Origin of the sequence: Polynucleobacter sp. AP-Sving-400A-A2, assembly GCF_018688155.1 — a bacterium.
Lineage (GTDB): Bacteria > Pseudomonadota > Gammaproteobacteria > Burkholderiales > Burkholderiaceae > Polynucleobacter.
Genome location: NZ_CP061312.1, coordinates 1,779,138 through 1,792,001, shown reverse-complemented (window position 1 = coordinate 1,792,001; position 12,864 = coordinate 1,779,138). Strand labels below are relative to the sequence as shown.

14 protein-coding genes are annotated in these 12,864 nt (G+C 46.2%); 8 read left to right on the top strand and 6 right to left on the bottom strand.

Annotation, left to right across the window (positions count from 1 at the left end; all coding sequences use genetic code 11):
- The first annotated feature begins 5 nt into the window (after window positions 1–5).
- The 3 genes from sucD (at window position 6) to C2758_RS09360 (ending at window position 2,308) form a co-directional block, all read left to right on the top strand.
- Window positions 6–899 carry a succinate--CoA ligase subunit alpha gene (sucD, locus tag C2758_RS09370; RefSeq protein ID WP_215308421.1) on the top strand — a complete coding sequence of 298 codons (894 nt, stop codon included), beginning with the start codon at window positions 6–8 and terminating at the stop codon, window positions 897–899.
- A gap of 81 nt (window positions 900–980) precedes the next feature.
- A complete protein-coding gene (locus C2758_RS09365) occupies window positions 981–1,688 on the top strand; it encodes a TerC family protein (RefSeq protein ID WP_215327982.1) in 708 nt (235 codons plus the stop codon).
- 122 nt (window positions 1,689–1,810) lie between these two features.
- Window positions 1,811–2,308, top strand: a complete 498-nt coding sequence (locus C2758_RS09360) for a pilin (protein ID WP_215327981.1) — start codon at window positions 1,811–1,813, stop codon at window positions 2,306–2,308.
- 72 nt (window positions 2,309–2,380) lie between these two features.
- Here the strand turns inward: C2758_RS09360 and moaC are convergent, their stop codons facing one another.
- Window positions 2,381–2,857, bottom strand: a complete 477-nt coding sequence (gene moaC, locus C2758_RS09355; protein ID WP_215327980.1) for a cyclic pyranopterin monophosphate synthase MoaC — start codon at window positions 2,855–2,857, stop codon at window positions 2,381–2,383.
- A 23-nt stretch (window positions 2,858–2,880) separates the two neighbouring features.
- Here moaC and C2758_RS09350 point away from each other — a divergent pair, with 23 nt between their 5' ends.
- Window positions 2,881–4,599, top strand: coding sequence for a M48 family metalloprotease (locus C2758_RS09350; protein WP_215327979.1), 1,719 nt, complete (start codon window positions 2,881–2,883; stop codon window positions 4,597–4,599).
- Here the strand turns inward: C2758_RS09350 and C2758_RS09345 are convergent, their stop codons facing one another.
- Genes C2758_RS09345 through C2758_RS09325 form a run of 5 tightly spaced genes read right to left on the bottom strand, consistent with a single transcriptional unit; the run spans window position 4,600 to window position 7,924 of the window.
- Window positions 4,600–5,214 carry a DUF2946 family protein gene (locus C2758_RS09345; protein ID WP_215327978.1) on the bottom strand — a complete coding sequence of 205 codons (615 nt, stop codon included), beginning with the start codon at window positions 5,212–5,214 and terminating at the stop codon, window positions 4,600–4,602. It abuts the gene before it with no gap.
- A gap of 28 nt (window positions 5,215–5,242) precedes the next feature.
- On the bottom strand, window positions 5,243–5,677 hold the full coding sequence (locus tag C2758_RS09340; protein WP_215305272.1) for a nuclear transport factor 2 family protein: 435 nt from the start codon (window positions 5,675–5,677) through the stop codon (window positions 5,243–5,245).
- A gap of 34 nt (window positions 5,678–5,711) precedes the next feature.
- The gene (waaF, locus tag C2758_RS09335; protein WP_215327976.1) at window positions 5,712–6,749 is read right to left on the bottom strand and encodes a lipopolysaccharide heptosyltransferase II; all 1,038 of its coding nucleotides are present in this window, start codon (window positions 6,747–6,749) and stop codon (window positions 5,712–5,714) included.
- Window positions 6,750–6,794: 45 nt separating this feature from the next.
- Window positions 6,795–6,986, bottom strand: coding sequence for a zinc-finger domain-containing protein (locus C2758_RS09330; protein ID WP_215327974.1), 192 nt, complete (start codon window positions 6,984–6,986; stop codon window positions 6,795–6,797).
- 14 nt (window positions 6,987–7,000) lie between these two features.
- Window positions 7,001–7,924 (bottom strand): branched-chain amino acid transaminase, encoded by a 924-nt coding sequence (locus C2758_RS09325; RefSeq protein WP_215327973.1) that lies wholly within the window; start codon window positions 7,922–7,924, stop codon window positions 7,001–7,003.
- A 211-nt stretch (window positions 7,925–8,135) separates the two neighbouring features.
- Between C2758_RS09325 and C2758_RS09320 the strand changes: the two genes are divergently transcribed.
- The 4 genes from C2758_RS09320 (at window position 8,136) to C2758_RS09305 (ending at window position 12,819) form a co-directional block, all read left to right on the top strand.
- Window positions 8,136–9,347 carry a phosphoglycerate kinase gene (locus C2758_RS09320; RefSeq protein WP_215327972.1) on the top strand — a complete coding sequence of 404 codons (1,212 nt, stop codon included), beginning with the start codon at window positions 8,136–8,138 and terminating at the stop codon, window positions 9,345–9,347.
- Between the two features lie 2 nt (window positions 9,348–9,349).
- Window positions 9,350–10,786: a pyruvate kinase gene (gene pyk / locus C2758_RS09315; protein WP_215327971.1), complete on the top strand. Its 1,437-nt coding sequence runs from the start codon at window positions 9,350–9,352 to the stop codon at window positions 10,784–10,786.
- A gap of 64 nt (window positions 10,787–10,850) precedes the next feature.
- Window positions 10,851–11,915, top strand: a complete 1,065-nt coding sequence (fba, locus tag C2758_RS09310) for a class II fructose-bisphosphate aldolase (RefSeq protein WP_215327970.1) — start codon at window positions 10,851–10,853, stop codon at window positions 11,913–11,915.
- A gap of 7 nt (window positions 11,916–11,922) precedes the next feature.
- Entirely contained in the window at window positions 11,923–12,819 is an 897-nt protein-coding gene (locus tag C2758_RS09305; RefSeq protein WP_215327968.1) for a phosphoribosylaminoimidazolesuccinocarboxamide synthase, read from the top strand.
- Window positions 12,820–12,864 lie beyond the last annotated feature (45 nt).

Genomic DNA, 12,864 nt, shown 5'->3' with positions numbered 1-12,864 from the left:
TCAATATGTCTATTTTGGTAAATAAAAATACTAAAGTAATTACTCAAGGTATTACTGGTAAGACTGGCCAATTCCATACAGAAAAGTGTCAAGAATACGCGAATGGTAAAAACTGTTTTGTTGCTGGCGTTAATCCTAAAAAAGCAGGCGAGTCTATTTTCAATATTCCAATTTATGGAACTGTAAAAGAAGCCGCTCAGCAAACTGGTGCAACCACTTCAGTTATTTATGTACCACCTCCTGGAGCTGCTGCTGCTATTTGGGAAGCTGTTGAAGCTGACCTCGATTTTGTTATTTGCATCACTGAAGGCATTCCAGTTAAGGATATGTTGGAAGTGCGTAACAAGATGCATGCAAAAGAAGCTGCCGGTGGCAAGAAGACTTTATTGCTTGGCCCAAATTGCCCTGGAATTATTACTCCAGATGAAATCAAAATCGGCATCATGCCTGGCCATATTCATAAAAAGGGCCGTATTGGTGTAGTGAGTCGTTCAGGTACCTTGACATATGAAGCGGTTGGTCAATTGACAGCGGTTGGTTTAGGTCAGTCCACAGCGGTAGGTATTGGTGGTGACCCAATCAATGGTCTAAAGCACATTGATGTGATGCGCATGTTTAACGAAGATCCAGATACGGATGCAGTTATCATGATCGGCGAAATCGGTGGTCCGGACGAAGCTGAAGCAGCGCGCTGGTGCAAGGCCAATATGAAGAAGCCGATTGTTGGCTTTATCGCTGGTGTAACTGCGCCCCCTGGAAAACGTATGGGCCATGCTGGCGCATTGATCTCTGGCGGTGCAGATACAGCGGATGCTAAGCTTGCCGTGATGGAAGAATGCGGCTTTAAGGTAACTAGAAACCCATCAGAAATGGCTGCATTACTCAAGGCCATGTTGTAATAGTAGGTTCATGCCGATTCGTCGGCATGAATTTTGTAGCACCTTGTAGTTAAAACTAAAATATAAAAGCACGGAGACATCATGGATTTTTCAGCATTTTCAGATGCAGCCTTTTGGGCGGCATTACTTTCAATCATCGTTGCCAATATTTTGTTATCTGGCGATAACGCGGTTGTTATTGCTTTAGCATCCCGCAACTTACCACCCGCCCAGCAAAAGAAAGCTATTTTCTGGGGTAGTGCTGCAGCTATCATCCTGCGTGTAGTGCTCACAATTACTGCAGTGGCTTTGCTAACGTTGCCATACCTAAAAATTATTGGTGGTTTGCTATTGCTCTACATCGGTATTCAGCTGTTATCCGATAGTGGCGGTGAAGAGCATATGGAAGCCAAGACTAGTATTTGGGCGGCCATTCGGACGATTCTGATTGCTGACTTGGTGATGAGTTTAGATAACGTTTTAGCCGTTGCAGCAGCAGCTCAAAAAGGCCCTGAAGAAACTCGCCTCTTACTATTGATTATCGGTTTGGCGATGTCTATTCCATTGATTATTTTTGGTAGCGCTATGTTGCTCAAGGTAATGGAGCGTTTCCCAATCATTATCACTATTGGTGCAGGGCTTTTAGGTTTCTTGGCCGGCGGTATGTTGGTCGATGATCCTGCGATTAAAGATAGCATTGAGGCTCTACTAGGTGATGCAAAGCTAGCCTTTGAGGTGGTTGGTATAGCGATTGTGATTTTGGTTGGTAGCTATTTCAAGAAAAAGAACGCGGCTAAAGAAGCGCATTAATTTTTCTTTCGCATTAATCAGAAAAGCCGGCCTTCAAAGCCGGCTTTTCTTACGTGTGGACATCTTGAATCCCATGTGTATAGACTGGATGATGAGGTATTTAACCTCAGGAGCTAATCACCATGCGTATGCAAGATGAACAACAAGAATCAGGTTTTACCTTAATCGAGGTAATGGTTGTCGTAGCCATCATTGGTATTTTGGTTGCCGTTGCAGTGCCCCAGTATCAGGATTACATTGCACGTAGTCGTATCGTAGAGGGCATGAATCTTTCCTCTAGCGCAAAACTAGCTGTAACAGAAGCGTTTGCCAGCAGGGGGACGGTGCCGATGGATGAGGCAACTAGCGGCTCATTTACCTTTGTGCCAACCCGCAGTGTGAAGCTAATTGAGGTTACGCCTTCAGGCGCCATCGCCATCGACTTTCAGAATAATGTTGCGCCAGACAATAAAAACACATTGCATCTCATTCCAACAAATAATCCAGATGCCAATATTCCCAAAGCAATCGATTTATCTAAGCCAGAAGGATCGACTTGGGCTGGTGGCTGGTCTTGCCGCTCTTCTGAGACGAATCTGCTGCCTCAGCTATTACCTTCGGAGTGCCGCATCACGAAGTAGTGTAATGATTAACACTCCATAAGAATTTAAGTCACCCTAGGGTGACTTAAATATTTGTATGGTGAAGCTTTTCTATGAAGCCTTCCACTCTCCAGACTTACCACCACTCTTCTCTAGTAGGTGGATATCACCCATCACCATTCCCCTATCAACGGCTTTAGCCATATCGTAGATCGTGAGGAGGGCTACTTGGACAGCGGTGAGGGCTTCCATTTCAACGCCAGTGGGGCCAGTTGTTTCAGCTCTTACTTGGCAGGTAATGCTGCTGGTATCTTTATTTAGGACAAATTCTAGGCTCACGTGCGTTAGTGCTAGGGGGTGACAAAGAGGGATTAAGTCCGATGTCTTTTTGGACGCCTGGATGCCGGCAATGCGGGCGATACCTAGAACATCCCCTTTTTTATGGGTGCCAGTCTCGATCATTCCGAAAGTCTCTGGGAGCATGGTGATCTTGCCTGTAGCAAGGGCAATTCGGTGGGTATTGGGCTTATCGCCAACGTTGACCATATGGGCTTGGCCGCTTGCATCAAAATGAGTTAGTTTGTTCATGGGATAAGTTTTACCATATAGGGATGCAAGTCATAAAGACATCAAGGGATATATCGTTTTTTAGACGAATTTTGGCTGCTCAGCTCATACTGAGCTTGGCTTGGCCAAGTGTTGGTCTCGTCTATGCGGCTGGACCTGCACCCTCCCCTATCACGGGGGATGTATCTGTGCAAGGAGAGTCGGCTGCCTTGCAAAACTTGGGTAGAGCAGTCCAGTCGCCTGATGCCCGCTCCGCAAACCTGCCATCACGCAATGCACCCCTGAGCCAACCCAGTTTTGTACTCCCAGATATGGGGGATCCTGGTGGCGATAGCTTGAGTCGTATGGATGAGAAAAAGTATGGCGAAATGATCATGCGCCAGATTCGTCCGGATACGGATTATTCGAATGATTTACCGATTTATGATTATTTAAATCAAATGGAACGACGCTTATTGCAGGCGGCAAAACGTCTGCAATTGGGCGGTGCTAGTGAGCAGGGAAGTGGTGCCTATAGCTTTGAAGTTTTTGCCGTTAAAGACAGCAGTATTAATGCATTTGCATTACCTGGGGGATTTATTGGTTTTCATACAGGATTACTGGTTAGTGCTGAAACAGATTCAGAAGTAGCTTCTGTTATGGGTCATGAGACCGGTCACGTTTTACAACGTCATTTGGCTCGCCAGATGGATAGGCAGACTACCAATACGATGATTGCTCTCGCTGGTATCTTGTTGGGCGCCTTAGCTGCATCACGTAATCCGGGCGCTGCTTCTGGGCTCATGCAAGGCGGTCAAGCAGTAGCCATCAATAACCAACTCTCTTACTCAAGAGATGCTGAGCGCGAGGCTGATCGTATTGGCTTTCAGATTCTGGCGGAGAGTGGCTATGACGTTAATGGTGCCCCAGGTTTTTTCCAGCGCCTACAAAAGGCGACGGGCATTATGGATAATGGGGTGCCATCTTATGTGCGCACCCATCCATTAACAACGGATCGTATTGCCGATATGCAAGATCGTGCTCGTAATATTGCCAATAGAAATGTACCTACAGCAGCAGAGTTTTATTTCATCAAAGCACGTGCTCGCATGGAGCAGTCTGGGGGCTCTAGCCAGATGTATGACTTAAAAAATACCTTTGAGGGATTGAGTAAACAATCAGCCCCTGGCAAACAAATGGAAGGTTTTTATGGGCTTTCGCTCGTTGCACAAAAACAAGGTAAGTTAGACCAGGCTGCCGGCTATTTGCAACAAGCTCGTAATTTAGCAAATAGCGCTAGCGCACCAGGATCGCCCATTCTGCGTCAAAGCCTCTCCTTAGATATTACAGCTTCAGAGTTGGCATTAGCCAGAGGCAAAGGTGATGAGGCTTTGCAAATTGCTCAAGCCACCTTAAAAGCCTTTCCACAATCCTATGCTGCCGGTGCAGCAATGATGAATGCGTATCTGAAACTAGGTCGTACGAATGACGCCATTGCTTGGTTAAAGGCGCGTACGAGATTACAGCCCAATGAAGTAGTTTGGTGGAGTATGCTTTCGAATGCTTATGATCAGGCTAAAAATGTGCCGCTGCGCCATTACGCTCTTGGAGAAAAGTATGCGCTTGAGGGTGCATGGCCATCAGCGATTGAGCAACTGAAGATTGCTAGATCTTCTGGTGGCGCAGATTTCTATCAAGCTTCGAGTATTGATGCACGTCTTCGTGAAATGCAAAAGCAGTATCAAGAGGAACTGAAGGAGCAGGGCAAGAACATGCCAAGCTAATTAATTGCTTGGTGCTTTAACGAAATTAAAGCGATTAGCTAATTCAGCAGAGTGAATAGGTTCGATGGACAGGTGCTCGCCTTGCCATTGCCAGGAGCCCCTGAAGCTACAGGCATCCTCTATCACTTTGGACTGATCTGAGAATAGATCTAAATCATGATCGTGTAATAGCGCGACGGATAGTGATTCTGTTTTAGCAAATGTTGCTCCATCGATTTGATCAGAGAGTGATTGTTGAAATAATCCTGTGATGTAGATATTGCCTTTTTCATCACTCAGAGCACCCTGTGGTTTTATCTCTGTGCCACACTGGGTTAATAGCTGAGCTCCACTTTCGCTCGGAAAGATTCTGGTAATGAATGGGGTGGCATCAAGCGTAATAAAAACTCGTTGCGGTCCATTTTGGAAAAAATATCTACCCAAAGAGTCGTGCGCATAATTTCTAGAGATAAAGTCATTGAGGGCTGTGTGCTGAATCACACTTCCAGCTAATTGATTGGCTTGGGCAAATTCATCACGCATACGCCATTGACCGCGACGATCAAGCGCTAGCCAGCCAAAGCAGTGCGGGACATTTGGCCACTTGATTAGTGACCGAAGCACTTGCTCATCCATGAGACGACAATCTATACGGCATTACTAGTTAATGCAGTCCATGTGGAGTTGAGGGCGCATCAAACGTATCCTCGGTGGAATGGCTGGCATGAAGATGTGCAATCCGCCAGCCTTGACTATCTTGCAGAAGAACCAAGGTGATATTAAGAAAGAATGCCGCTTCAATTTGATCGGGTCTAATGTGGACGGCCTCAGTGGTGTCGTAGACCGCTGCTCCTAAAACAGAGTGACTAATGCAGGCAATCGGCTCTAGAAAAAGAGCTTGCTTGGCTAAGAGGCGCTCTAGACCATCCCGAATTTCTGCATGACCACTGAGTCGCTGGCCTTCTGGTAGTACGCAAGTAATCGAGTCATCATCTAGCCAGATTGCCAAGGCGCCTTTGACGTCACGATTTTTTAAGGCATCACGCCAAGCATCCACCACTTCATCGGCGTTATGAAAAAGTCTGGCTAGTTTTGACATGGCTTACTTTCTGGTGATGTGTAGCTCTACAAAATTAATGGCGTGATTGAATGGCATCTAATACGGTGGCTGGCAAAATATCTTTTAAGCATTTGAGGTGACCTAGTGGGCACTCTCTTTTATGGCATGGGCTGCAAGCTAGATTAAGCCAAAGTACTTTCGCTTTATCGGACAGTGGTGGAGTGTGATGTGGATCACTTGAGCCAAAAATAGCGACCTGCGGAACTTTTAATGCGGCACCAATATGCATTAAGCCCGAGTCATTGCTGACTAGTGCCTTACTCATTCCGATGAGTGCAATCGCTTCGTCCAGCGAAGTCTTGCCACACCAGTTGTGTATTTGTGAGTCATTCTTTGCCTGAGTTCGAATGCTCTCACCTAAAGCCTGATCGTCTTTACCGCTAAGAAGAATTACATGCACATCTGGCTCGCTGGCGATTAATTGCTGTGCAAGAGCAGCGAAGTGTTCGGCAGGCCAGCGTTTTGTTGTGCCGTACTCAGCGCCTGGGCAAAGTACATAAACTAAATTTTCGTTAATTACTGCAGCTCGTAACTTGGAGTTGATTGATGCTTTGGCTGCAGGCGAAATATTGAGCTTAGGATCTGCAGGTTTGTTGGTATCAATCTCTTGTGAGTGCTCTAGTGAGTTAGCAAGTGCAAGGTAGTGATTCGCCATCGGTGGGCGATTCACTTTGCTCGGATTATCTAGATCAAGATTAATAAGCCCAAAGCGCATCTCACCGCGATAGCCAATTCGAAATGGAATATTGGCAAGCCAAGGAATAAGGGCAGACTTCAAGCTATTGGGCAGAACAAAGCAGGTAGTGTATTGATTTAATTCAAGTTGCTTTGCTAGTTTCTTACGTAAGCTCCATTGCAATTGTTTATGCTCTAGTCGCGCTTCAATGACTTGATGAACTTCAGAGCAGGCACGATAAATCGGTGCAACCCAAGGACTTGCTAAAACATCAATCTGTGACTGCGGATAAATTGCTTTGAGATGCGCCAGTAATGGCTGGGACATCACAGCATCACCAATCCAGTTGGGGGCGATGATCAGAATACGGTTCATATGAGGTATCCCGACACAGCACCCTGGTCTAGGGTGCTGTTAGGCTTAGTGCCCGTGGGGCTCGGTACCGGGAATGAGCTTGTACTCAGTGCCGCAGTAAGGACACTTAGCTTCACCCGTTTTAGCTACATCCAGAAATACACGTGGATGCGAATTCCAGTTAGGAGTTTTATTGGTTGGGCAATGTAAAGGCAAATCTTTATTGCCATCAACCATTACAACTTGAGCTTCACTCATTCTTTGATTTCCAATTACTTAACGTAAGTTAGCCAAGACTTATATTTATCGCCTCTGCCATAAACCGCATCAAAGTAAGTCTTCTGGATTTGCTCGGTAATCGGGCCGCGTTTACCGTCGCCTATGGTGCGGTCGTCTAGCTCCCGAATAGGCGTTACTTCAGCGGCAGTACCAGTGAAGAAAGCCTCATCTGCTGAGTAGACCTCGTCACGAGTAATCCGCTTCTCACGCAATTCGTAGCCAAGATCTTTGGCGATTTGGATGATGGAGTTGCGAGTAATGCCGTCTAAACAAGAAGCTAGATCTGGGGTGTAAATAATGCCGTTATTTACGATAAAGATATTCTCGCCAGAACCTTCGGATACATAACCTTCTGTATCCAGTAGGAGGGCTTCATCGTAGCCATTAGCCGTTACTTCTTGGTTGGCTAAAATAGAGTTGATGTAGTAACCGGAGGCCTTAGCGCGAACTAGTGAGGAATTCACGAAATGACGGGTAAATGAGGAGGTTTTAACGCGGATACCCTTATTGAGACCGTCTTCACCCAAATAAGCACCCCATTCCCAGGCAGCGATTGCGGTGTGGATGCTGTTGCCCTTTGGGGAGATGCCGAGTTTTTGGGAGCCAATAAAGATAATTGGTCGGATATAGCAAGCTTCTAGTTTATTGCTATTGACCACCTCAATAATGCCCTTACTAATCTCTTCAGGGGTCCAAGGCATATTCATCTGGAAAATCTTAGTTCCGTTGAATAGGCGCTTAACGTGCTCTGGAAGACGGAAAATGGCGGTACCTTGGGATGTGTTGTAGGCACGAATACCCTCAAATACGCCCATTCCGTAATGAAGACTGTGGGTTAACACGTGAACATTGGCCTCACGCCAGGGAACTAGCTTCCCATCGGACCAAATAAAGCCATCGCGGTCGGACATCGACATTTTCTCTACCTTTTAAATATTTAATAAATTGGGTGACTCAATTCGGTAAAACAGGGTGCCAAGCCACTAGGGAGCCCCAAGGCCTGAAATGCGTCTTAGCCTTTATTGTAGAGCAGGGAGCGAGGTGGGGTAGTCCAATTCCTTTGGGGTTTAAAGCCTAGACGATTTAGAATGGAGTATTCCTCGTAAACCACTCTATTTACCTATTCTCATGCCGGAAACCCTCTTTAAAGTAAAGCGCCTTAGTGAACTGGCTACAGCTGGTCTTCTCAAGGGAAAACGGGTTTTAATCCGTGCCGACCTTAACGTTCCTCAGGATGATGTGGGCAATATTACAGAAGACACTCGGATTAAAGCCTCCATGCCGGCAATACAAATGTGTTTAGATGCCGGCGCAGCAGTAATGGTGACCTCCCACTTGGGGCGTCCAACTGAAGGTGAATTTAAACCCGAAGATAGTTTGGCTCCGGTGGCCGACCGAATTGCCACACTCTTGAATCGTAAAGTTCCTTTGATCAGTAATTGGGTGGGCGGTAACTTTGAGGTAAATCCAGGCGAATTGGTATTACTGGAGAACTGTCGCCTGAATGTGGGTGAGAAAAAGAATAATGATGACTTGGCTAAGAAGATTGCCGCTCTATGTGATGTATATGTCAACGACGCCTTTGGTACCGCTCACCGTGCTGAAGCAACTACAAATGGCGTAGCTAAATATGCGCCGATTGCTTGCGCCGGCCCATTGATGGCAGCGGAGTTAGATGCCTTGAGTCGTGCGCTGGCAAGTCCTAAGCGCCCTTTAATCGCAATTGTGGCGGGCTCAAAAGTATCTTCAAAGCTCACTATCCTCAAAGCCCTAGCTGACAAAGTGGATGAGTTGATTGTGGGTGGCGGCATTGCCAATACTTTTATGCTGGCTAAAGGCTTACCTATTGGTAAGTCATTAGCAGAGCCAGATTTGGTTAATGAAGCTCGAGAAATTATGGAGATTATGGAAAAGCGCGGTGCGCACGTTCCGATACCTGAAGACGTCGTTGTTGCAAACGAACTTTCTCCATTAGCGCGTGCAAATCGTGTTGCTGCTGATCAAGTGGCTGATGACGATATGATTTTGGATATTGGCCCTAAGACTGCGGCACGTTTATCTACCATGCTGGCGCACGCTGGCACGATTGTATGGAATGGCCCATTGGGTGTATTTGAGATTGATCAGTTTGGCGGTGGCACTAAGATGTTGGCAGCAGCGATTGCCCATTCACCTGCATTTTCGATTGCTGGTGGTGGTGATACCTTGGCGGCGATTGCGAAGTACGGTATTGAAAATCAAGTGGATTACATCTCTACTGGCGGTGGCGCTTTCTTGGAATTCTTAGAAGGTAAAACCTTGCCAGCCTTTGCAGTATTAGCCGAAAGAGCGAAAGACTAAATATGTTGAGAGCAACTAAAATCATTGCCACATTAGGACCTGCATCAGAAAAGCCTGAAGTATTGCGCGAGATGATTCGTGCTGGTGTAGATGTTGTAAGAATGAACTTTTCTCATGGCACGGTTGCAGACCATAAAGCGCGTCACGATTTGGTGCGTAGTATTTCCGCAGAGGTGGGCAAAGAGGTTGGCATCATGGCCGATCTACAGGGCCCCAAAATTCGTGTGGGTAAATTTGTTGACAGCAAAATTCTTCTTAAAGAAGGCGCGCAATTTATTCTAGATGTTGATTGTGAGCTTGGTAATCAAGAGCGCGTAGGCTTGGATTACAAAGAGTTGCCACAAGATGTTAGGCCGGGTGATCGACTGTTATTGAATGATGGCTTGGTTGTTCTTCGGGTCGAGAGTGTAAAAGGTGGAGAAATCTTTACCTTAGTAGAGCAAGGTGGCCCACTCTCAAATAATAAAGGTATTAACCGTGCTGGCGGTGGCTTGACTGCACCAGCACTAACAGAAAAAGATATTGCCGATTTGGATGCAGCCATTGCGATGGGCGTAGATTTTCTCGCAATCAGTTTTCCAAAAGATGGTGCTGACATGACCTATGCCCGTAAGCTGGCAGATGCCGCTAGCGCAAAGCACGGGGTTGGTAAGGTTCGCACGATTGCTAAAGTGGAGCGCGCTGAAGCTATTGAAACTGAAGCTCTCAAAAGCATCATCGCGGAGAGTGACGGCATCATGGTTGCACGCGGCGATCTAGCCATTGAGGTTGGTAACGCAGCCGTTCCTGCTTTGCAAAAGCGCATGATCAAACTCGCACTTGAGGCTGATAAATTTACGATCACTGCTACGCAAATGATGGAGTCCATGATTAATGCTCCAGTGCCTACCCGCGCTGAGGTGAGTGACGTAGCTAATGCAGTGTTAGATGGCACAGACGCAGTCATGCTGTCTGCAGAATCTGCTGCTGGTAACTACCCAGTACAAACTATCAAGGCAATGGCCGAGATTTGTGTTGAAGCGGAAAAGTCAGACCGTGTAAAACTGGATACGGATTTCTTGGATCAAACCTTCTCACGCATTGATCAAACGATTGCCTTGGGCGCCCTGTTTACAGCGTATCACCTCAATGCCAATGCGATTGCTGCTTTGACAGACTCTGGATCTACTGCAGTTTGGATGAGTCGTCACAATATCCATTTACCTATTTTTGCCTTGACTTCCAAGATTGCTACTCAGCGCGCCTTAAGTACTTACCGCAATGTATTCCCCATTGGTTTGGATTACACCAAGCATCGTGATACCGCATTGCAAGAAGTAGAAGACTGTTTGAAAAAGATGGGCGCGGTGAAGAAGGGCGACGTGGTTGTCCTAACCTCTGGTGAGCCAATGGGCGAGCCAGGTGGTACGAATTCACTCAAAATTATTCAGGTGAAGTAATTCATTTCTTTAAAATTTTTATTCAAACTATTTATCACTAACATTTTTTAATTAAGAAACCATCATGGCTTTAGTATCTTTACGACAACTCTTAGATCACGCTGCTGAAAACGTTTATGGCTTGCCAGCATTTAACGTCAATAATTTAGAGCAGGTAACGGCGATTATGGAAGCTGCTCATGAGGCAGATTCCCCAGTCATCATGCAAGCCTCTGCAGGTGCTCGTAAATATGCCGGTGAATCATTCTTACGTCACCTGATTTCTGCTGCAGTGGAGGCTTATCCCCATATTCCAGTTGTGATGCATCAAGATCATGGTCAAAGTCCAGCAGTATGTATGGCTGCTATCAAGAGTGGCTTTACTAGTGTAATGATGGATGGCTCTTTAGAAGCTGATGGCAAGAGTGTTGCCAGCTACGAATACAACGTCGAAGTATCTAGAGAAGTGGTGAAGTTCTCCCACTCTATTGGAGTTACCGTTGAAGCTGAGTTAGGTGTTTTGGGTTCACTAGAGACTATGCAGGGCGATAAAGAAGATGGTCACGGCGCCGATGGCAAGATGACGCGTGAGCAGTTATTGACGGATGTTGAGCAAGCGGCTGACTTTGTGAAAGCTACTCAATGTGATGCCTTAGCCATTGCGATCGGTACTAGCCATGGAGCCTACAAATTTACCAAGAAGCCGACTGGCGACATTTTAGCAATTGAGCGTATTAAAGAAATTCACACACGTATACCCAATACTCACCTAGTCATGCATGGTTCATCCAGTGTTCCGCAAGAGTTGCTTGCTGAGATTCGTGAGTTTGGTGGCGATATGAAAGAAACTTATGGTGTGCCTGTTGAAGAAATTCAAGAGGGTATTAAGAATGGTGTGCGTAAGATCAATATTGATACTGATATTCGTTTGGCGATGACTGGTGCTATTCGCCGTTATCTGTTTGAGAATCCTAGTAAGTTTGATCCACGTGATTACCTCAAGCCTGCACGTGAAGCGGCCAAGAAGGTTTGTATTGCGCGCTTTAATGCTTTCGGTTGTGCAGGTCAAGCATCTAAAATTAAACCAATCCCTCTAGAGAAAATGGCTGAGCTGTATAAGAGTGGCAAATTAGCCCAGATCGTGAAGTGAGATAGATATGCCCGCTTTGTATGCCACCTCTATTAAGTCATTGCCTTTACTCTCCAAAGGAAAGGTGCGTGATGTATATGCATTGGGTGATGACAAGCTGCTCATGGTCACCACAGATCGCCTATCTGCCTTTGACGTGGTGATGGGTCAACCGATTCCTGAAAAGGGAATTGTGCTCAATCAAATGGCGAACTTTTGGTTTGAGAAGTTGGCTAAAGTGATTCCGAATCATTTGACGGGTATTGATCCCGAAAGCGTAGTGCCTGCAGATGAGCTTGATCAGGTTAAAGGCCGTGCGGTAGTGGCTAAACGTCTCAAGCCAATCTTGGTCGAAGCAGTAGTGCGAGGTTATCTGGCTGGAAGTGGTTGGAATGATTACAAAGAAACTGGCAAGGTCTGCGGTATTGCATTGCCAGCCGGCCTTGAAAATGCCCAGAAGTTACCTGAGCCGATTTTTACACCTGCTGCAAAAGCAGAAATGGGTGAGCATGATGAAAATATCTCTTTTGACAAAGTGATCGAGATGATTGGTGAGAAGTTAGCTAATCAAATTCGTGAGGTCAGTATTCGTTTATACAAAGAAGCCTCTGAATATGCCGCGACTCGCGGAATTATCATTGCTGATACCAAGTTTGAATTTGGCCTAGATGACGCTGGTCAGTTGGTATTAATGGATGAAATCCTCACCGCCGACTCTTCTCGCTTTTGGCCTGCAGAAACCTACTATGTGGGCGCAAATCCCCCCTCCTATGACAAGCAATTTGTGCGTGACTGGCTCGAAATAGCAATAGTTGATGGCAAGCCTTGGCCAAAAACAGCCCCGGCACCTGCTTTGCCATTAGAGGTGATTGATAAAACAGCGGAAAAGTACCGCGAAGCCCTCGCTCGCTTAACTAGGACCTAATTTCTATAAAGCTCTAAAAAGGCTGGGATAATAAGGCCTCAGATT